Origin of the sequence: Methanomethylovorans hollandica DSM 15978 (genome assembly GCF_000328665.1) — an archaeon.
In the GTDB taxonomy this organism is placed as follows: domain Archaea; phylum Halobacteriota; class Methanosarcinia; order Methanosarcinales; family Methanosarcinaceae; genus Methanomethylovorans; species Methanomethylovorans hollandica.
This window is the reverse complement of record NC_019977.1, coordinates 2406349-2428904: the sequence shown is the minus strand read 5'-3', so window position 1 is coordinate 2428904 and position 22556 is coordinate 2406349. Positions and strand designations below refer to the sequence as shown.

17 protein-coding genes are annotated in these 22556 nt (G+C 40.2%); 10 read left to right on the top strand and 7 right to left on the bottom strand.

All coding sequences use genetic code 11. The features are described from left to right. Positions 1-142: 142 nt before the first annotated feature. The 3 genes from mfnA (at position 143) to METHO_RS11790 (ending at position 4238) form a co-directional block, all read left to right on the top strand. Positions 143-1306, top strand: coding sequence for a tyrosine decarboxylase MfnA (gene mfnA, locus METHO_RS11800; protein ID WP_015325766.1), 1164 nt, complete (start codon positions 143-145; stop codon positions 1304-1306). 328 nt (positions 1307-1634) lie between these two features. Next, positions 1635-2735 (top strand): CBS domain-containing protein, encoded by a 1101-nt coding sequence (locus METHO_RS11795; RefSeq protein WP_015325765.1) that lies wholly within the window; start codon positions 1635-1637, stop codon positions 2733-2735. A 90-nt stretch (positions 2736-2825) separates the two neighbouring features. Continuing rightward, positions 2826-4238: a TraB/GumN family protein gene (locus tag METHO_RS11790; protein ID WP_015325764.1), complete on the top strand. Its 1413-nt coding sequence runs from the start codon at positions 2826-2828 to the stop codon at positions 4236-4238. Positions 4239-4283: 45 nt separating this feature from the next. Here the strand turns inward: METHO_RS11790 and fhcD are convergent, their stop codons facing one another. From fhcD to METHO_RS11775, 4 genes are all read right to left on the bottom strand, one after another. Continuing rightward, positions 4284-5180, bottom strand: a complete 897-nt coding sequence (gene fhcD, locus METHO_RS11785) for a formylmethanofuran--tetrahydromethanopterin N-formyltransferase (protein ID WP_015325763.1) — start codon at positions 5178-5180, stop codon at positions 4284-4286. Positions 5181-5388: 208 nt separating this feature from the next. Beyond that, on the bottom strand, positions 5389-5553 hold the full coding sequence (locus METHO_RS13795) for a hypothetical protein (RefSeq protein WP_015325762.1): 165 nt from the start codon (positions 5551-5553) through the stop codon (positions 5389-5391). A gap of 11 nt (positions 5554-5564) precedes the next feature. After that, positions 5565-6656, bottom strand: coding sequence for a DNA polymerase IV (gene dinB / locus METHO_RS11780; protein WP_015325761.1), 1092 nt, complete (start codon positions 6654-6656; stop codon positions 5565-5567). A 44-nt stretch (positions 6657-6700) separates the two neighbouring features. Further along, entirely contained in the window at positions 6701-7759 is a 1059-nt protein-coding gene (locus METHO_RS11775; RefSeq protein ID WP_015325760.1) for a GNAT family N-acetyltransferase, read from the bottom strand. 397 nt (positions 7760-8156) lie between these two features. On the opposite strand from METHO_RS11775, the gene METHO_RS11770 reads away from it, so the two are divergent. From METHO_RS11770 to METHO_RS11745, 6 genes are all read left to right on the top strand, one after another. Beyond that, positions 8157-8402 carry an acyl carrier protein gene (locus tag METHO_RS11770; protein ID WP_015325759.1) on the top strand — a complete coding sequence of 82 codons (246 nt, stop codon included), beginning with the start codon at positions 8157-8159 and terminating at the stop codon, positions 8400-8402. Between the two features lie 4 nt (positions 8403-8406). Continuing rightward, a complete protein-coding gene (locus METHO_RS11765; RefSeq protein WP_015325758.1) occupies positions 8407-9885 on the top strand; it encodes a class I adenylate-forming enzyme family protein in 1479 nt (492 codons plus the stop codon). Beyond that, complete coding sequence (locus METHO_RS11760; protein WP_015325757.1) at positions 9866-10903, top strand: hypothetical protein; 1038 nt, start codon at positions 9866-9868, stop codon at positions 10901-10903. Before METHO_RS11765 ends, METHO_RS11760 begins: the two co-directional genes overlap by 20 nt. 82 nt (positions 10904-10985) lie before the next feature. Continuing rightward, positions 10986-11954, top strand: a complete 969-nt coding sequence (gene nadE / locus METHO_RS11755; RefSeq protein WP_015325756.1) for an NAD(+) synthase — start codon at positions 10986-10988, stop codon at positions 11952-11954. A 12-nt stretch (positions 11955-11966) separates the two neighbouring features. Beyond that, complete coding sequence (locus METHO_RS11750) at positions 11967-12707, top strand: 3-oxoacyl-ACP reductase family protein (RefSeq protein WP_015325755.1); 741 nt, start codon at positions 11967-11969, stop codon at positions 12705-12707. 111 nt (positions 12708-12818) lie between these two features. Further along, the gene (locus tag METHO_RS11745) at positions 12819-13952 is read left to right on the top strand and encodes a DUF362 domain-containing protein (protein ID WP_015325754.1); all 1134 of its coding nucleotides are present in this window, start codon (positions 12819-12821) and stop codon (positions 13950-13952) included. Between the two features lie 137 nt (positions 13953-14089). Here the strand turns inward: METHO_RS11745 and METHO_RS11740 are convergent, their stop codons facing one another. Then, positions 14090-14635 (bottom strand): acyltransferase, encoded by a 546-nt coding sequence (locus METHO_RS11740; protein ID WP_015325753.1) that lies wholly within the window; start codon positions 14633-14635, stop codon positions 14090-14092. Between the two features lie 771 nt (positions 14636-15406). After that, complete coding sequence (locus METHO_RS11735; RefSeq protein WP_015325752.1) at positions 15407-18814, bottom strand: disaggregatase related repeat-containing protein; 3408 nt, start codon at positions 18812-18814, stop codon at positions 15407-15409. Positions 18815-19215: 401 nt separating this feature from the next. Between METHO_RS11735 and METHO_RS11730 the strand changes: the two genes are divergently transcribed. Then, positions 19216-20421, top strand: a complete 1206-nt coding sequence (locus tag METHO_RS11730) for an aldo/keto reductase (protein ID WP_015325751.1) — start codon at positions 19216-19218, stop codon at positions 20419-20421. Between the two features lie 399 nt (positions 20422-20820). Here the strand turns inward: METHO_RS11730 and METHO_RS11725 are convergent, their stop codons facing one another. Continuing rightward, complete coding sequence (locus METHO_RS11725; protein WP_015325750.1) at positions 20821-22509, bottom strand: SulP family inorganic anion transporter; 1689 nt, start codon at positions 22507-22509, stop codon at positions 20821-20823. Between the last annotated feature and the right edge of the window lie 47 nt (positions 22510-22556).

Genomic DNA, 22556 nt, shown 5'->3' with positions numbered 1-22556 from the left:
GTAGAAACCATGGGGTTCCTTTGCACATGATGTAAAAAGTTCATTTTTCAAAGCTTTAAATTTTTTTAGGACCATCTATAACCAATCTGTTTTACAATAATAAACAAAATAAATTTAAACATTACGGTTATTTTAACAGCAAATGCAGGAATATGGACAAAATTGGGAAGATATTGAATCTGCTTTGCAACAGGCAAAATCAAAAGATATTTCTTATGAAAAAGTACTAAGTTCTATGTGTACTTATCCTCATCCTGTTGCAGTTGAAGCACACCGGATTTTTATTGAATCTAATATGGGAGACTATGGTCTTTTCATGGGAACATATGAACTTGAAAAAAGTGTTTTAACAATGCTGGGTGATCTATTACATAATTCTCATCCTTATGGTTATCTTACAACAGGAGGAACTGAGTCAAATATACAGGCCGTACGGGCTATGCGCAACGCCTGCACATCTATTAAAGATCCAAATATAATCGTATCTGGATCAGCTCATTTTTCTTTCGACAAAATAGCTGATATACTTAAGATCAATGTACGCAAAGCGCGCATTCTTCCCGATCTTGTTGTGGATACTGAGGATGTTCTTTCTCTGATAGATAAAAATACTGTAGGGCTTGTTGGTATTGCCGGTTCTACTGAGTTCGGTCAGGTAGACCCTATCTCAGAATTATCAAAAATTGCAATCGATAATGATCTACCTCTTCATATAGATGCAGCTTTTGGAGGCTTTCTTCTTCCTTTTCTTCCTAATCATGTACCATTTGATTTTTCTCTTCCTGGTGTGACTTCTATAGCTATAGATCCTCATAAAATGGGTTTGAGTACGATTCCTTCAGGAGCTTTGCTCTTCAGAGAAGAAAAAATGATGGAACTGCTTAAAGTAGATACGCCTTATTTGACTATAAGTAGTCAGTGTACTCTTACTGGTACTCGCAGTGGAGCCTCAGTCGCAAGTACATATGCTGTAATGAAGCATTTAGGAAAAGAAGGTTATCAACAAGTCGTTAATAAATGCATGAAGCTGACTAATTTACTTCTAGACGAAACAAAGAACATCGGAGTAAAGCCTGTTATTGATCCTGTAATGAACATTGTAGCGTTATCTGTTGAAGAGCCGAAGAAGATCCGTACAGAATTAGCCACTCAATTTGGCTGGCAAGTTTCCGTAACAAAACAACCATCTTCTATAAGGCTTGTTGTTATGCCTCATATGACAGAAGAAAATATTTTGGCATTTGTCAGGGACTTAAAAACTGTCATTCAACAATTACAATCTTCTGAAATTAACATGCAAGAATGATATGCTTTTAAAAGATTACATTTCGAAAAGTTATCATTTTTGACGGGACCGGTAACATATCTTGAGAAACTAACGGATTTTAATGCGCTCTCAAATGCATTCTAAATATCCAAGATATGTTCCGGTTACATATTGAGGGGATGGACGTATTTTGGGAATTAATGGTACCTGGCCTTGAAGCTTGTAAGGCGTGTTTACATTAATCCTTTACATAATTATTAGTAATCCTTCCGGAGATATAAAAGAAGACCAAGCTGGGTGAAAGTATTAAACTAGCAATATGCTAATAAGATAAACATAAATATGAATATATCACACAAGGTTAACCATGAAAACATCGTTTCAAATAGGGAAAATTCTTGGCATACCCATTAAATTACATATTACTTTTTTGTTCATACTGCCAGTATTCGCCTTGGTATTTGCTACAAATCCTGCTCCTTTTGGCTTTCAGGATCAGGCCACTCCAACGATGAACTATCTTTTATCCTTGATTACTACTATCCTTCTGTTTTTATGTGTACTTCTGCATGAATTAGGTCACTCCTATGTGGCCCAAAGATACGGTGTGGAAATAAAAGATATAACACTGATGCTTATTGGTGGTGTCTCGTCGATGGAAGAGATACCCAGAAATCCATCTCAAGAGCTTAAAATGGCTTTTGCTGGTCCCCTTGTGAGCCTTGTTATTGGTTTGACCATTTTCTTAGTGAATTTCCTTGTAGCTTCCGTGATAATTCCCTATGCAGCAACACCTATTTACATGATGTTCAGTATTCTGGGCTCTATTAACATAGTTTTGGGTCTTTTTAATCTCCTACCGGCTTTTCCAATGGACGGTGGTCGTGTTCTCAGAGCATGGTTTGCTGGAAGGATGAACTACATACAAGCTACACACTATGCTGCATCAGTGGGCAAGGTCTTTGCTTTTCTCATGGGTATAGTTGGACTTTTTTCCAATGCCTGGCTGATACTAATAGCATTTTTTGTTTACATAGGCGCTTCTGAAGAAGACAGGTCTACAACGGTTACAGTAACCCTCGAAAAATATTCGGTTTCTGATGTTATGAGTAAGGAAGTTACTTCAGTGTCTCCATATATGACCATTGAAGATATGTTGGATTTTATGTTCGAGCATAAACACATGGGTTATCCTGTTATGGAAAGTAATTATTTAAAAGGCATTGTTACTTTAAGTGATGTACATAAAGTACCTCCTCTTGAAAGAGCTGTTTTGCAAGTAAGAGATATCATGACTACACGTGTCGTTTCATTGACCGAGGATGCCAATGCTGCAGACGCTTTTAAATTGATGATGTCAAATAATATTGGAAGAGTACTGGTTGTTGATTCCAATGGTTCTGTAGTAGGTATTCTCTCCAGGACAGATCTAATGAGAGCAATGATGCTTGCTAATGAACATTTATAATCGCATTATGAAGGAAAACAGAATGAGCCTAAAAATGTTTGAAAGATCAATAGCCATTGCTACAGCCAATGGTTTGTGGAGGCATGCACTGTGACACGCTCATATAATGAAGACAATCTAAATATTTCTGCTCCAAACCCAGACAACATTACCACTTCTTCCAGAGATCTTTTCATTTATAATTCGGACTCTTCCGGTAATTCAGGAACCGTCATAACCGACACATGTCCCCCTGAAAACCAACAGGATTGTTATGGCAAGTTCTCTCCTTCTTCAGGAGAACATCACATAATAGAACCTTCCAGGATCATCATAATAGGCACAGCTCATGTATCTGAAAAAAGTGTTGCAGAGGTCAATGAAGCAATAGAAAGGGAAAAGCCTGACATTGTTGCTGTAGAGCTGTGCAAACCCCGCTACGATAGTCTCAAAGGCAAAACAACTGACACTGATGTTCCTATCAAGGAGATCCTCAAAGGCGGCAAGATTTATCAGTACATGATACATATGCTGCTGGCCCATGTGCAGAAAAAGTTTGCTGATGAGATGGGTGTGCAGCCTGGTGCCGAGATGATCAAGGCAATAGACGCTGCTGAAGAACATGGGGCACGAATAGCGCTTATTGACAGAGACGTGCAGGTCACTTTGCAGAGATTCTGGAACAAAATGGGCTTCATAGAGAAATTAAAGATGCTTGCAGGTCTGGTAGCAGCAGTTCTGGGTATCGGTGGCACCAAGGACATCGATATGGACACGATCACAAACCAGGATATAGTCACAATGCTGGTGGAAGAGTTCCGTGGCACATCTCCCAATGCCGTAAAGGTGCTCATAGATGAAAGAGATGCCTATATGGCCTCTAATCTTATAAGGCTTGCATCTGGTGGCGGAAAAAAGATCATTGCTGTAGTAGGTGCAGGTCATCGGGCCGGAATACAGAATTATTTAATACACCCTGAAACTCTTCCACGTCCGGAATCAGTAGAGGCGATCCCGAAGAAAAGGTTTAGTTTTTTTAAAATCTTTGGCCTTATAATGCTAGCTATTCCACTTGGAGCTTTTGCACTATTGCTCATTTCAGGTGTATCTCTGAAAACCCTTGGAATAGTGTTCATCTGGTGGTTTCTCATCACCGGAGGTTTAAGTGCCCTGGGAACTGCGTTGGCACGAGGCCATCCTTATTCGATACTAACATCCTTTTTAGTGGCCTGGATGACCACTCTTAATCCAGCTGTGGCTGCAGGATGGTATGCGGGGCTCAGAGAAGCGAAATATCGCAATCCTACCACAAGGGATCTGAAAAATCTCGTGGAAGCTGAATCAATGAAAGATATGATGAAGAATAATTTCTTCCGTGTCCTTCTTGTGACATCTTTAGCCAATCTGGGAGCGATGGTAGGTAGTATCGTGGGCGCTTATGTGATACTCCAGATACTGGGAATCGAAGCTAAGGATTTCCTTGAGTCCGCATTGCGTGCGGGACTTGCAGTACTAGGTCTCTAATCTTTAAATATAAAAAAGAAAAAAAAAAAAAGTTCAGCTTCGACCTCAGAAAAGGTCGTGAAGTCTGAACTGGTATTTTCCGAGTTTTCCACCGTAGTTACCAGCAGTGATCTTCTTGACACCAGGAACTGTCACAGCTGCCTTGATACCAACGGCCATTGCCTTCTTGATGGCTTCTTCACTGACACCATTGATCACAATCTCGTATACTGATTTCACATCTGCCGGGATTTCAGTGTCAGGTACCTTGTCCCTGATGGAGGGACAGAACTTCTCATTAGCTGTAGCCTTCATGAACTTGGCATAGTTATTGGAACCTGCCTTGGAGCCGCTTGCAACAATACCTCCGGGGAAAGGAGTAATAGTACCTTCGAGTTCCTTAATAGCGTCAACAGCAACCTCCGCAGCTGTCAGAGCACTCATCTGACTGTCTCCCAGGATGAAGAAGTTACCACCGGCAATACCGGATACCGCACCAATGTTCTCTTCCACAAGGAAGTCTCCTTCCATGAGGGGTATGCTGTGCATCTTGCGGCCGTCGATCTCTTTCTGAGACTCCATACCATCACCGAAGAACTTGAGCTTGAAGCCTACATTGAACTGTTTCTCAGCTTCAGGCATACCATTGAACACTGCAGTAGTGGGGGCTGTCAGGACGCACTGCCCAAGCCTTTCCAATAACTGGTGCTCAAGAATATCGAATTTAAAGGTGCAGATCTGGATGTACACACCGGGTCTGCCATCAGGTGTCTCGTCGCATGTGGCAAACCTTTCGATACCTGCCTCTGCAGGGCACATGATAACGGAAGTACCAAAGCCTGTTGCTTCAGTAGCCGCAATTTCTGCCCAGCGTTTTGTTGCTGCTGTGATCAATACTCTACCTATCTTGATAGGAAAGGCCTCTGCAAAAGTGTCCTCTATTTCGACTCCGTTGATTTCCATAGTGATCCCTTTTGAAATTTCTGAAATATCTATCCGGTTAATATCCAGATGATGGTTCCTGGTAACAGGAAACAGATACTAAAAGTATCTCTTAGTAGAATAAAGTTGCAGTACATATAATCTTCGAGTATGCAAAAGCAATAAAAGCAATTACCGTTAATAAAATTACTGATTATAATAATCTTTTCAGTCGATTGATAGCAATTTTTTATTGATGGCTACTATGATTGTACTGAGGGACATAAGTACAGCCCCCGCAGTAGGCAAAATTTTTTCCAGCTTTTGTATCAGCTTCAAAGATCACATTATACAGCCATTTTCTCCATTCAGGGCCTGCCGGTCTGTTCTCTTTTTCCCTTAATAAAGTGACCATTGTTTCACCTTTCAGAAATACTCGAACAAGCTTTTTTGTCCAATATTTTGCTGCAGATTACCCACCCTCACACCTATCCGCCGAAAGTCCATGCTGCTTTCACGAAGGAATTGCAACATTATCTCTCTTGCAGTTTCATGCAGGATACCTTTGTCAGAGACAGCATGGTTGAGAGTTCGGCTTTTAGTCGCCATTCTGAAGTTTGAGAAGATGACGGTTATAGTAACCGACCTGAAACTCACTTTTCTTGAAACGGCTTTTTTGATAACGTCATCCACAAGTTCATTCATAAGGGAGAATATCTCACCATTATCTCTGGTATCCTCTTTCAGGGAAGCCATTCTGCCTATCTGATCCGTGGCAGTTTTCTCGGTGACAGGCGTTTCATCTATACCAGATGCAGCTTTTTTGAGCCATGTGCCTCTGTTCTTACCAAACACCGCAATGAGTTCCTGAGCATCATAGGCTGCAAGCTGGCCGATAGTTTCAATGCTCATTTGTTGGAGTTTCTCTTCAGTCACCTTGCCAATGCCCCAGAGCTTTTTTACAGGCATTGGACTTAAGAAATCTGTAACATCCTCCGGTTTCACGAGTGTCATACCATCAGGTTTTTTGAAAGAAGAAGCCATCTTGGCTATGAGTTTGTTAGGTCCAATGCCCACGGAGCATGTGAGCTTTTCATGTTCCAGAACATCATTCTTTATAAGCAGACCAATATCTATTGCCTTTTCAAAATTGCCAGCACAATTCTGGGATATTTCCAAAAAAGCCTCATCAATACTTATTTTTTCAAAAGATTCATCACTATCTGCATGTGAGCTTAGTATGTCCATGACCCGCGCTGAGATGTCTTCATAGAACTGTTTGCGCACAGGAAGAAAAATAGCATCAGGTTTCAGAGATCGGGCCTGTCTGCAGGGCATTGCTGAGCGTATGCCTGCTTTTCTCGCTATATAGTTGGATGTGCTTACTGCTCCCCCTTCTTCACCCCGGTTCGAGTACATGCACACGACTACTGCTTTATCTTTGAGAGAAGGATCTTCACGCTCTTCGATGGCGGCGTAGAAATAGTCCATATCCACATGTATTATCACACGTTCCATTAATAGAAAAAAGGGCGGGGTAGTTTTTATGATTAACCCGTCTCTTAAAGTATTGTATCCCTGCAATCCACATAAAATTTACTGAAGTCAGGAAGTTTTTGTGAAATGGGTTTTGCATATATGTACTCTGCTTCAAGGTGGGGTCTGAAATCCTTCAGAAGTTCAAACAATGGATCAGTAGGGTCTAGGAACGTGCCAAAGAAATCACATTTTGTCTCGTACATTATGGAACTGCAGTGTTCGAATATCTCTTGCATGGCATCTGCATATCCTGGCTTGAATGCATGGTCCACGATGTTTCGGAACTTGAAATATTCTCCTTCTTTAGGTATAAGGGGTATGTGTATGAAATGGTGCAGACTTCCCTTCATGCTTGCCGCGAGTTTCCAGAGCAGTGGTTCCCGGGTATATGCCATTTCTGCAAGTACTGCTGTATCCCAGAATCCTCCACAAGCCACTATGCTGCCATTATGTTTGGCAATAATCAAGTTCTCAATTCCATACCCCAGTATCCTGTTTGCATACTCTCTGAAAGTTACCGGTGTAAAGGGTATGAAATGTGTTCTTCCCGCATAGTACTGGTTGATTAGTTCGACAGCTGCAGGTAGATCTGATTTGTCGACGCGATCAAGTGAGTACTTATTCTCAGTTCTCGATTTTTTGGCGGTCGACATCTCACAAATTATAATTTCTTTTTCTCTTATGTAGCCCATTTTTTCTACAAGTTTTCTGTAGGGTTCGTTAGGTCCATAAATGTGACAATATATATGTGAAGACTTGATTTCTTCTGCATGTTTTTCCATCTCTCTGATCAGCTGGGTTGCTATACCTTTTCTACGAAAACCAGGATCAACGGTAACTTCAGTCAGATATATGTAAGGTCCCAGGGGTCCATCTTTGACAGTCCAGCCTACATAACCTGCTATTTGTTCCTGTTCTTCTGCTACCATTATTTTCCAGTTGTCATAAAGCTCATATCTTACGGTGATATCTGGAGAAAGATTAGCTACCATCGCTAGTTTGTCATTACCATGCGGACTCAATTTTTCAATATTAAGTAATACATTGTTGTCGCTGGGTATGAAAGGTCTTATTCTTGCCATGTCTTTTTCCCCTAAAATTAATTTAATTATATATTAAAAAAAGAATACAAAGATAGTAGTTTTTCTTGCTAAAGCAGTTTGTATGTTTACCCTAATAAGAATTGATTTTGGTAAATATAATCGTTTTGGAGATAGATGGTATGTTTAAACGAAAAATTGTAACCATCAATTAAAAGAGCATATTATTTATTTAGTAAAGACTTTAGGGATCTAAGGGCAATCAGAACAAGACAAGATAACTTCCGCACATAATTATATATAATATTAGAAGGAAATAGGCATCCATATGTTGGCTAATATTTTGTTGAGAAGATATTTATACTAATGCATAGTTAACAAACTTTAAAATGGGTTAACATTGGTCATTGATTTCCAAAAAAAAAATTGAGGTATGGTGATGGAAAACATAAAAACCAGTATAGTCAATTACCTGAAAGACAATTCTTTTATGGACAAGAACACCGAGTTGGGAGATGCTGATTCTCTCACTCAGAATGGAATTATAGATTCGATAGGTTTACTTGAATTGTTGGACCATATAAGTGAAAAATATTCTATTGAAATCCCTGAAGATATGTTGATCCCGGAAAATCTGGATTCATTGCAGGGACTAACTAATATGATAACCAATCTTACAAAGTGAGATAATGAAGATAGATGCATATCTTGCAGAACATGCCAGAAAAACACCTTCTCGCATTGCCCTGGAAGAGGGAAATAATTCTATCTCATACGAGGCTCTTGAAGCTAGTGTCAATGATATTGCTTCATCAATGAAGGAATTCAGGCATTGTAGGTTTGCAATATTAGAAGAGATGGGAATTAAGTACGTAAAAATGCTCATGGCCGTGTATAGGTCGGATAATATTGCTATCCCTATGCCGATCGAAATGCCTATGGTCAGTTTAGAAAAGATTCTCGATAACTCTCATGTCAGGAATATAATTACTACAGAGGCACAATATTCTAAATTCGGGGATAGCTTTTTTGAGCGTTTTAGGACTGTTATCATCGTTTCGGACGGTAAGCCGGTCAGATACATACGCAAGGACATCTCAATAGAGTCAAACCACCCGGAACTTAAACTGGTATTGTATACTTCTGGTACGACCGGTACTCCTAAAGGTGTCATGTTAAGTGACAAAAATCTTACAACAAATGCAGCATCTATTATAGAGATACTTGGTCTGACACCTGATGATAAAGCAGCACAGGTAATATCCCCCCACCATGCTTTCGGAAATTCGATAATAAACTCCCATTTGATGTCAGGCGGATGCATTGTAATGGGAAACATGAAATTCATAGGTTCAGTATTCAGTTTGATTGAATCCGGAGTGACCGTATTTTATGGAGTGCCCAGTACGTATCGTATACTACTGCGCTATCCGGACCGTTTCAAAAAGGCATTCTCCAATGTCAAGATCGCTGCGTCAGCAGGCGGTGGAATGACCAAGCAAATAGTCAGAACTATCAAGGAACTTGTACCTAACATTGAAATGCTGCCAATGTATGGTCAAACTGAAGCTACAGCAAGGCTTGCCTATGTACCCAAAGAAGATGTAGAAGAGTTCATTGAAACGATAGGTAAACCAATTCCCGGTGTAACTTTGGATGTATTTGATTCTAAAGGACAGTCAGTTGAACCAAACGTCACAGCTGAATTGGTTGCCAAAGGCGATAACATATTGCTGGGCTATCTTGATGATGAAATTGCTACTAAAAGGAAGATCATAGACGGATGGATGTATACCGGGGATCTTGCACAGAAACTGCCCAATGGGTACTTTAAACTGATGGGACGCAAGGATGACCTTATCAAAATAGGTGATCATCTGGTGAATCCGAGAGAAATTGAAAAAACTATTGAGAACAGTAATAAGGTCTCAGCGGTCTTTGTTGTACCAGTAGCTCATGAACTCATGGGAACAGCGATAAGTCTCATGGTCATACCTGAAACAGAAACAGATGTAGATACCTTGTTCAAGTTTTGTCGTAAGAATCTTCCAGCACACTTATACCCAAAAGAGATTCTATTTATTGACCATCTTCCCTTAACTGAGAATGGTAAGATCTCCAATCGATTGATCATAGAGGAATACCAAAATGTCAAAAATTGTATGTAAAAAATGTATTCTGGATTCTGAAATGCCAGGTATAACTATCAATGAGGACACAGGCCTCTGTCATTTCTGTGAAACATTTAAACCTCTTACTGAATCTGATAAGGAAAAATATCTGGCAGATATGGAAGATATCTTTGATAGGATCAGAGGCAGGGGCGAATATGATGTTATATACGCACTGTCCGGTGGAAAAGATTCATCATACACGCTCTATAAGCTCAAAAAGGATTACCCGTTCCTTAAAGTCTTGGCTGTCCTCTTCAATAATGGTTTCATATCTGAAAACGCAATTGAAAATGCCAAGAAGATGTGCGAGATCACAGGATCTGACTATTATGAAATCACCATGGATAGGCAGCAACTATGCAGTGCCTGGAAAAAAGCTGCAGATTCTGTAGATGCATTCCCTAAATTTGCTAAATACAGAGCAAGTGATATCTGCAACACCTGCATCAGTATCATCAAACAGAAACTGATAGAATATGCCATTGCCAGAAACGCACCGGTAATAATATTTGCTTTTACAGCTGGACAGGCTCCTAATCCTATCATCAAGTTAAACTATAATTTCATCAAGTTGTCAAGAAACCTTTTTGAAAAGCAGCTTGAGAAAATAGGTATTGATGACAAAGATGAAAGTTTCATGATGAAAAAGTCAGTCATTGAAAAAATGGACAAAGATAATCCGCCCATGATCATCCATCCACTATGCATGTGGGATTATAACGAGGACAAAGTAGTGGAAACTATAATCAAGGTTGGATGGAAACCTCCAAAACTCAATGACAGTAATTCAACCAACTGTAAATTGAATTCCTTAGCCTGCCATAATCATCTGGAAAAATACGGGATACATCCTTATGCGTTTGATATAGCAGGGATCGTCAGGAATGGAGATATGTCCAGGGAAGTTGGAATAGAAAAACTTCGTCAGGAACTCTCACAGACATTGATAGATGAAGTTTCCAAGGAATTGAAAGTTAACGTGATCCCCTTAAGAAACCATGATCTAATTTGATCGTTTCCATTGCCCCAAGGAAATATCCCTTGCATTATACAAGGTCATTAATAATTTAATAATATTGAAGGAGAGAACTGCCATGCAGATAATGGACGAACTTACTAGAGATATCGATGAAATTGCTCTGATTCTCAGGCACTTTATAAAGGAAAAGATTGTCGGTTTCAAAAAGAAAGGTGCTGTCATAGGAGTTTCAGGTGGTGTTGATTCAGCTGTGATCCTTGCTCTTTGTGTACAGGAGCTTGGAGCTAAAAATGTGTTTGGTTTGCTCCTACCTGAAAAAGAATCAGCTCCTTCAAGCAATACCCTTGGCGCAGAAATTTGTGAAAGTCTTGGAGTGAAATATGAAGAAGTTCCTATCTCTCCAATACTGGAAGCACTTGATATTTACAATAAGAAGGATCAGGTAATAAAGAGAACCTGCCCTGAATATGATCCCAAGATACACGAGACAGCGCTTGTGCTGCCTGATTTTTTGAGTACCGGAGCTGTGAACGTCCCATATCTGAAACTTTTCAAAGATGGCGAGGTTGCTGCACAGCATAGATTGAAAGCAAGTGATTATCTTGAAATAATCGGATTACAGGGTGTCAAGCAGCGCTCCAGGATGATCGTTCAGTATATGTATGCTGAAAAAATGAACTACATAGTTTGTGGAACGACCAATAAGACAGAACTGGCTCTTGGACAGTTCGTGAAATATGGAGATGGTGGTGTGGACATTGAGCCTCTGGCTGATTGTTATAAGACCCAGGTCTATGCCCTGGCAAAATACCTCAATGTTAATGAAGAGATCATCAAAAGGCCGCCAAGTGCTGACACATGGAGTCATTATACGTCTGATCAGGATTTTTACTGGCGCATGCCTATTCAGGTCATGGACCAGTTGCTTTACGGTCAAGACCATAAAATGTCTCTTGATGTGATCGAAAAGAACACAGGTCTGCCCGGAGAGACTGTACAGAATGCCCTGAAACATATCGAAAGAGTCAAAACAAGTACAGAATATATAAGGGCAGCTCCATCCACCTGTTTTATTAACAGATGAAATGTGAGATAAATGCTAGATGGTAAAGTTGTACTGGTAACTGGAGCAAGCCGTGGTATAGGTAAAGCTATAGCTTTGCTTGCTGCAGAGAACCATGCACATGTGATAGTCAACTACAATAAGAATGAAAATAGTGCAGCTGAACTTGTGGATCTGATACATAAAAAAGGTCTTTCTGCTTACATGATCAAAGCTGATGTTTCATCAGAAGATGAAGTAAGGGATATGTTCAGTTCAATAAAAGACAAGTATTCAAGGCTTGATGTGCTGGTTAACAATGCCGGGATCATGAGAAATAGTCTTCTGGCACTTACCGGTACAGAACTTTTTGATCATACTATCGATGTCAATCTAAAGGGAACTTTTCTGTGCACCAGGTATGCGTCAAATATGATGAGAAAGCAAAGATCAGGAAGGATCATTAATATATCTTCAATTGTTGGTCTGCAGGGTAATGAAGGACAGACAATATATTCTGCAAGTAAGGCAGCTGTTGTTGGATTCACACGATCTGCTGCAAAAGAACTTGGCAGGTATGGAATAACAGTTAATGCTGTTGCTCCTGGTTTTATAGAGACCGACCTTATCAAAGATCTAAAACCTGACATAAGGGATAAAATGCTATCCCATATTTCCCTTGGAAGGATAGGTGCTCCGGAGGATATAGCAAAAGTTGCATTATTCTTAAGTTCGGACCTTGCAAGTTATGTTAGCGGATCGGTTATTGCAGTTGATGGCTGTCAAACCATATGATCATAATATCCAGTCCACTCTTTTTCAAGCCAGAAATATAATATTATGTTCTTTTTCTAATATTAATCAACAGCAGTTATATATGTTCTATATTTTGATTGAGGTAGATTTATGAAAATAAAAGTCTCCATTGTACAGTGTGATGATTATTCAAAAGCAAGGGATGCCATCAAGGAAGCAATCGATCTTATTGGTGGTCTTGAGGGTATCATAGCTCCAGGCAACCGGGTATTGTTGAAACCTAATGTGCTTGCTATTAAAAAGCCGGAGGCTGCAGTTACCACTCATCCTGCAATTGTTTCGGCAATGTGTGAACTTGTTAAAGAGGCAGGTGGTATTCCGATTGTAGGGGATGGTTCCGGAATCACAAGTTCCGATTCAACTGCCACTGCAAAAGCTCTTAGAACATCTGGCATAGAAGAAGCTGCTTCAAATTGTGGTGCAGAACTGATCAATTTTGAAACTTCTGGTTTTGTTGAAGTTGATGTTCCCGGAGCAAAACACTTTCCACGCTTACACATAGCAAAAGAAGTAACTGAAGCAGATGTGATCATTTCATTGCCCAAGCTTAAGACCCATGAACTCACTCTTTATACGGGAGCTGTCAAAAATTTTTTCGGTGCTATACCTAGAAAAGACAGAAAAGCTGCCCATTATCTGGAAGATCGTGATCTTTTTGGAGATGCTGTTGTTGATATCTATTCTTTCATCAAACCCCATCTTGCAGTCATGGATGGCATAATAGGGATGGAAGGAGACGGTCCATCAGCTGGTACTCCCATATCTGCAGGAGTTATTATGGCTAGTTATGATTGTGTGGCATTGGATGTGGTAGCGTCGGAACTTATAGGATTTGATCCATTGCAGATACCGACTAATAAAGCTGCACTTTCCAGAGGATTTGGTAGTGGGCATCCTGAAGTTGTGGGCACGCCATTGGAGAAAGTCAAGATCAATTTCAAAAAGCCAACAGGTGGAACTCTTGCTCTTATGCCTCGTTTCTTTCGAAGGACACTTAGAAAGCAGTTTACAGTGAAGCCCTTCATCAACACTTCTATCTGTACACTTTGCAAGGCGTGTGTTTTGAATTGTTCTGTAGATGCTATTGAGGAAAAAGCTGGCTCTCTTAAGATTAAAGAAGAAAAGTGCATCCAATGCTATTGTTGTCGTGAACTTTGTCCAAGTCATGCTGTAGAGATAAAAAAATCATTACTTGTAAGAATAGTGACCAGAGGAAAGAAGTAATAACTGGCAAAATCGATCCAAAGAAATCCAGTATCAGAAGTTCCAAAAAATAAGATGTGTTGTACTATTTCTGAAAATATTGTACAGATATAGCACATTTTAATTCTGTTTTATTTATTTAAAACGTATTATGCAAATCAACAAGCTTCTGATTTTTCTTCGTTCCCTACATCCAGCTTTTTTACAACTTTGGCCGGGAAGCCTAAAGCAAGACTATTTGGAGAAATATTGCGGCTGACTACAGATCCGATTCCTATTATGGAATTTTCTCCAATCTCTACTCCCTGAGTTATTATACACCCCGGGTTTACAGAAACACCATATCTGATGACAATTGGCTCTATGGTTCGTGGATATGCATTTCTTGTTGTAAGACTGCCTCTTGAATGAGCAGATAGTATACAACGATCGCCAATTTCAACAAAATCTTCGATCGTGATCATTTCCGGGTGGATCCGATCAAAAATCACATCATAACCGATATAAACATTTTTCCCAATATTGACTCCTCTCATTTTATGGAATTTGGCTCTCCAGGACGGAATTGGGCAGGTTGATGCGAGCCTTTCTAAAAGCCATTTCCAGAAATATTTTATCCCAAATATGAGTTTATTCTCATTATAATGCTCGGCTATTTCTCCAAAACAAATCTTGTCCCTATCAGAAACCATTTCTGAAACCATTTTGCACCCACCTGATGAAACCCTTTAATCTTTAAATGAAAGTTGTATTACCAATAGCTTTGGTATCATAATTATATAGCACATTCCCTAAAAAAGTGTAGAGCTAAAAACGCAACAGCTGATTATCACCTTAATATACTACAAACAAGATATTTATAGTATATATCTATTACTATATGTGAACAAATAAATCTTAAGCAGTTCTTTTATATGTAATATTTATCCATCACGTGATCAGCACTTTGCATTTAGGAATTATTATTTATACTATTTTTCTACATTAATACTATATATGCATATATAAGTTTATTCTTGCTCACATGCATGTTCATCCAAATAGTCTCAACACACATAGATCTCTGTCTACGCTATTTTATAGCTCTTGAAAGACCAAAGGTAAAAAAAATTTAGTGTGTACTGATCTAAAAAAGGTGGGTTATATTCTTCTTTTTTAGTGAAGAGATCACACACTTTTGGTTCTGCTTGCATTTTGTTGATCAGGGCCATTTTAAAACACCAACATTAATCTTACTTATCTGGTTTTCATAAACAGTTTATTATCAACATATAGTTTTATTTCTATATTAGCCCCTTAAATTTGTTAAGAATACCATGTTTTTATTCATTTTAATTGTATTTATATAAATACTAATCCGATACTAGAACTTGATTGTGAAAATCATCTATAAACATAAATATCAAAATTAAGTGGAGCGCAATTATTTTAGGCTCACACTCAATCCTCAAATTTACTCTTACTATTCTTTCACTTCAAGTCGTTGCAGCAGTCACCTTTAATATTGGTCTCTGAGCTGCATTAGACCACTCTGAACTGTAGAAGGCAATGTAATTACCATTCTCTGTCCTGGCCTTTAGGAAGAAACCTGTGTTCTTGCTCTTACCACTCACATATTCCTGTACAAGCTGAGTGACATCGAAATCATAGTATTTGTTGCCTGGCAATGTCCTGGCCGGGAATGTAAGGGATGTATATGGTGTATTACCCTGTGCAACCCCATTCTTATCGTACCAGCTTCCTCCGGCTGTGCTCCATGAAGTGCCCGAAGCACGGTTGTTCCAGGTCACATATTTCGGGTCCCATTCCACTGGTCTGTATATCTCTACTACAGTATCAGAAGTGCGTGTGGCAGTTGTAGGATAATACCAGTATAGTGAGAGGGTGGCCTTAGATACTTTATCTGTTGTTTTATATTTGCTAAGATCAAACATCATTATATCCCTGCAACGAGTTGAGCTTTTTCCGATATCAAGGTAATTTGAAGTGGAATAGACCATAGTTTTAGATGACTCAACCAATCTATTGTCATAAAGAACAGATACAGTATTTGTGACTGGTGTGCTGCTGACAATTACGTTTACAGTATCGATTGACTTCTGTCCGTTCGTATCAGTGACAGTAAGTGTGACCGTATAGTTTCCTGCAGCTGCGTATGTCCTGGTAGCTGTCTTGCCTATGGCTTCGGATGTTATACCGTTCGAAGCATCGAAATCCCATGAGTAAGAGGCTATGCCTTTATCATCTGTTGATGCACTGGCATCGAAAATTACCGCAGAACCAGCTGTAGCAGCTTTGTTGTCTCCAGCGTTTGCCACAGGTGAATCATCTACAGAAGCTGCTGTAGCAACCACTGTTAATTTCGGTCTCTGAGCTGCATTTGTCCATTGTGAGCTGTAGAATGCAATATAATTACCATTCTCTGTCCTGGCCTTGAGGAAGAATCCATTGTTCTTATTCTTACCACTCACATATTCCTGCACCAGCTGAGTGACATCGAAATCATAGTATTTGTTACCAGGCACTGTCCTGGCCGGGAATTTAAGGGATGTGTACGGTGTACTGCCCTGAGCAACACCGTTCTTATCATACCAGTTTCCTCCGGCTGTGCTCCATGTAGAAGTGGAGGTTCTGGAGTTCCAGCTTACATACTTTGGATCCCATTCAAGTGGTCTGTAGATCTCCACTACAGTATCGGAAGCGCGAGTAGCACCAGCTGGATAATACCAGTACAATGAAAGTGTCGCCTTAGATATGGTATCTGTTGTCTTGTACTCACTAAGATCGAACCACATCAGATCCCTGTAACGAGTTCCTGCCTGTCCGATATCAATATAATTGGAATCGGAATAAACAGTACTCGGGGCTGCTTCACGTAATCTGTTGTCATAAACAGTTAGTGAATCATCTATCTGATTTGAAATCGCAGTAGTGACAACTACGTCTAATGTATCTGTTGATCTCTGTCCACTTGTATCAGTGACAGTAAGTGTGACCGTATAGTTTCCCGCAGCTGCATATGTCTTGGTGGCTGTCTTACCTATGGCTTCGGATGTTATACCGTTCGAAGCATCGAAATCCCATGAGTAAGAGGCTATGCCTTTATCATCTGTTGATGCACTGGCATCGAAAATTACCGCAGAACCAGCTGTAGCAGCTTTGTTGTTTCCGGCGTTTGACACAGGTGAATTATCTGCTATCGGAACAGATGACCCACTCTTGGAAGCTTCGGCAGTGTTACCATATCGTCCAATGTTTATTACTCCGCCATTCGGAGAGGGTTCGCTGCTGCAAGCACATTTGGAATTACCCGCATCTATCAGTGGACTCGATATTGAGTCTGTTACCCACTTGCCACTTGAATAACGGCCTACCTTGCTCTTAAGATGGTAGTCACGTGAGCTGAGTTTTGAATTGGTTTGATCAACACAATGTGGATCAACATTCAGGTTATTGCTCATTGTGAAACCTGAGCCATAGGTTTGTCCATTCTCATTGTTGTAGATGTTATTATTCTGGACAATGAACTTCGCGTAGGATGGTTGTGTGTTCCATATACCCACGCCTGAGCCAGTAACTCCGCTTACTCCGTCATTATTCATTATGATATTGTTCCTCACATAGGTGGTGAACTCTGCTTTTTGCTGTGTGATGTGCCCGGACCACACATACCATTTAATTGCTGCATGGCCACCATCATCAAATACATTGTTCTCGATGATAGTGTTGTCAAAGTTTTGGATCACGATCGCTGCATTACTGTATCCTGTATTTGCAGTATACTGTCCGACTTTACTAAAAGTATTATGGTGTATATTAACGTTCTTTGCTCGGATCACATTATCCGGATATCCTGCAAACATCCAGATACCTGCTCCATTAATTGAATATATCTTATTATTGTAGATCTCTATATCATCAAATACTGCAGTACTGCCTGTATTTGTTTTATCGATCTCTATAGCCGGGCCTGTGGATTCGCCTCCTGATAGATCAGAGTAGAAAACATTATCATGAACAGTGATATTTGATCCACATGTAATGCGGCACGCACTATTCGTTCGCATCATCACGGTATTGTATGCGCATTCCCCGTTGTTCGAATACAGAATATAACATGCATCATGACCGAGCTTGTACACATCATTGTGAAGGAATTTAATTTCGCTACCACTGTAAACTTTCATTCCATCGCCTGTACCCCATTCCAGACGCATACGGGATACTTCGACATTATTTGAGTTCTGGAACAATATCAGATTATAATATCCTTGACCTTTGGTTATCCCGGATTGTGATTCGCTGTTACCGTCGATAGTAAATCCGGTGATCACAATATTGTCGGCTCCGATGTTACCCCTTATTAGCGGAACCTGTGATGCCCAACCGGCATTTGCAACCAATTTGATCTCAGCTGTCGGGTCACCTGTAAGGACAGTGTCAGCACCTATATTCAGAGTACTATCGATCCAGTATGTATTTGGACCCCTTAGGTAAACAGTACCGCCTCCACGTCCATTTATATATGATAAGGCCTGATTTATTTGAATGTGATCGTTTGCTCCATCACAGTTGTAATTTCCGGTTCCATCTGTATCAACGTAGACAACCGGTGTTTTTAAGGAAACTGAAATTGCTGCAGCATCAAAAGTCTGATTTATTTGAATTTCAGCACTTATAATACTCCAGTTATAATTTTCTGTATCATTTACATTAAAATCTATCATTTCAACTTGATTTTCATCTTTTGTTGCATTAAACTCATAGTATTCAGTTTCATTTGTGTCAACAAACATAACAGAACTGTTTACATCACATCCTGCAAGAGGAACGATGGTCAACAATATAAAAAGAGACCAGATAATTACGTTTTTCATACTCATGGCTTTTCACCGTAAGTTCAAAACTATCTGGTCATTGATATAACAGCTATGAACATAATAAAATGCACCTATATGCACATTGTTGATTTATATAAATCTCGAGAGTTAAGCCATTTGCAAAATAAAGTAAATAATATGGGTAAAAACATATACAAATCAAAAGCTTAAGGCATGAACACAAACTTCTTGGTACAGGAAGCACAGTAAGAATTACTAATGGCTACTATTATGTGATCAGGAAAAGACTGTTGTAAGACTGGTTTTGTCCCCAATGGGATAATTTGAGGTGATCAGCTGGATATCCTGAGAGAAATATCATTTCAGTTGATACGGCAAGGAATATCTAAAAAATGATCTTTACATAATTATTTGTTATTAATTTTGGATCAAAGAGGAGTATTATGTTATACAGGAAAATGCCAAAGAATGGAGATAAGCTTTCTATACTTGGTTTTGGGGCCATGCGCCTTCCCGTCAAACAGGACGGCAGCATTGATGAGGAAAAAGCCACTCAGATGATCCGCCATGCAATAGATAACGGTGTCAATTATGTAGATACTGCATGGCCTTATCATATGGGAGAAAGCGAGCCATTCCTCGGGAGAGCTCTTGCAGAAGGGTACAGGGAAAAGGTTAAACTTGCCACAAAACAGCCCCAATGGATGGTAAAAAGCCCGAAGGACATGGATATGTTCCTTAAAAAACAACTTGAGAAATTGAATACAGATCACATTGACTATTATCTTATACACAGTCTTGTAGGGAGTAGCTGGGAGAATATCCGGGACTTGGGTGTCACTGATTTTCTTGACAGGGCCAAGGCTGATAGCCGCATCATCAACGCAGGATTTTCCTATCATGGTAATGCCGAGGATTTTAAGGATATTGTGGATGGCTATGACTGGGATTTCTGCCAGATACAGTATAATTTCCTGGATGAAAATATACAGGCAGGAAGAAAGGGACTTGAATATGCTGCTTCCCGTGACCTTGGAGTTGTGATCATGGAGCCATTAAGGGGTGGCAATCTGGCATCCCCGGTCCCCGCTGAGGTAATGGATATCTGGAACAAAGCTGATGTCAAGCGCGGTCCTGTGGAGTGGGCATTGCGCTGGGTCTGGAGCCATCCTGCTGTCACTGTAGTGCTCTCAGGTATGAATGAACATTATCAGGTAGAAGAGAACCTAAAATTTGCAGAGGAAGGTCTTGCTGATTCTTTGAACCCTAAAGAGCTTGAGCTTATTAAAATGGTTGCGGATAAGTACAGAGAACTGATGAAAATAAACTGTACAGGATGCAGATACTGTATGCCCTGTCCTCAAAGAGTGGACATTCCTGCCTGTTTTGAAATGTACAACAATTTGTATATGTTCGATGGGAAAGATAGGTTGATGGTGATGTATGCCGCAAAGCTCGGAGGCATTTTAAGGGGAGCCGAAAAAAATTTAGCATCCCAATGTGTGCAATGCGATCAATGTCTTAATGCCTGCCCACAACACCTTCCAATACCGCAACTACTTGAGAAGGTTGTGGAAGAGTTTGAAGGGCCGGATATGGAGAAGAGGATAGAGTTTGCTAAGCAGCTGTTCGCAAGTGATAGCTTCTGAGGGATTTATGATCACACTATATATTACTTGATGAAATGGATACTATAGATTATTGCCTTGAAGAAAAGCCTCAATAATTCCATTTACTGTGTTTGTGCGGTGAAAAATGATCATATTAGCATGTCCCGTTTGGTAGAAGATCATAGTTTCATCTATTTCGTTGCAGATGTTATTGTTTTATCCAAATGCCAGAATCAAGGTCTCGACACTGCATTGATGAAAAAGATAATGTCTTATCTGCAATAGAATGTGCAGGATTATTCGTACATGACCCTGATGTCTGCAAAAGGAAAAGAAGCCTTTTATGAAAAATTTGGCTTTTTCAAGAGGCCTACGGATAAGTTTGGGTATGGGATAATGGTTGAGCTTTGAGGTCAAGTTCAATCATCACTTTTTATATCACGCTACTTTCTCACTTCTGGATTGCTTCTTGACGTATTCCAGAGCTTCCTGTGTATGCTCGAATGTAAGCACATGCTGTTTCTCCATAAGTTCCATCAGATGTTCGTCACTCTTCATTCTTTTCATCACTTCAGGTTGTATTGATGTGAGGTAGACTTTCTGATTCTTTTTCTTGCTCATATTTATGAAGCTTCTAAGCCTCTCAAGGCCTGTACTATCTATGAATGGTACATAGCGCATGCGCAGTATTATATGAGGCCTGCTGATGTTAATGTGCTCGTTGATCTTGCTTTCGAAAACGTTCATGGCCCCGAAGAAGAATGGTCCGTTGAGAGTGTATACAGAAACATTCTTTTCCAGATACGGGTCTGCAAAGATAGTAGCGTTAATGCCTGTTGATTTGTCGTAGTTTTCCATTGTCTGGATATCGATGACGTTAGTGAGTCTGATGAACAGCAGGATTATTGCAAGGAACATACCCATCTGCACTGCAAATACCAGGTCTGTGAACACCGTAAGAATAAATGTGGCGATTAGGACAGTGGTATCCATTTTACTGATATGCATGATGGTCTTGAACTCGGTGATGTTGATCATCCTGAGGGAAACCAGGATCAACACCCCTGCAAGGTAGGCTTTCGGAATGAATGCAGCTATAGGGCCGAAGAAGAGAAGTATTGTAAATAATATGAGGGCATGGATTATCCCGGACACTTGGGTCTTTGCTCCTTCCCTTATGTTCACAGCACTCCTTGCGATGGCGGCTGTACAGGGGATGCCTGAGAAGAAAGGTAAAATGATATTTCCCAGTCCCTGTCCCATGAGTTCTCTGTTGCTGTCATGTTTTGTATTTGTCATACCATCGCAGACCACTGCACAGAGCAAAGCTTCAATAGTTCCGAGAAGTGCGATGGTAAGCGCAGCCGGGAGGACAGTTAGCACCAGCTGCGGATTGAGATTGATCATCTGTATGCTCGGGAGGCCAGTGGGGATGCTGCCCACCAGGGGGATATCGATCTTCATATAATATATTGCCAATACAGATAGTATCAGTGCTACTATAGAGGCAGGAAGGCTGTTCAGATACTTTACTTTGGTAAGTATCCCTGGCAGATAGAGCAAGAGTACGATAGTAGCTATGCAGATCAATAGTGCAGTCGTGTTTGCAGCACTGATATTTTCTATAATTGCAACAACAGTTTCCCATGCGTATTCTTTAGCAGGGATCACCATGCCCAGAGCATTTGGTACCTGTCCTATCAATATAATAGCACCAATACCACTTGTGAATCCGGATATTACAGGCAATGGTATGTATTTGACTACTTTACCCAGCTTGAACAGACCAAAGAGTATCTGGAAGATACCTGCAAGAAAGCCTGCAAGGAGGAGTCCTTCTAATCCATAGCTGTGCAGTGTGGACAGGATGATGACGGTCATAGCACCGGTAGGTCCTGTTATAGAATACTTGGAACCGCCAGTGGCAGAAACTAGCATTCCTGCTATCACTGCCGTATAAAGACCCATCACCGGCTCAACGCCGGATGCGATGGCAAAAGCAATAGCAAGTGGCAGTGCCACGATAGCTGTAATAAAACCTGCTTTGAGGTCACTTAAAAACGATTCCTTAAAATACCCAGAAATTCCGGTTTTTACATCCATGTTATCTTGCTCGACACGCGGCATTAATTGTTCATCAAGGGCAGTAGAGCAATGACCATATATTTATAATT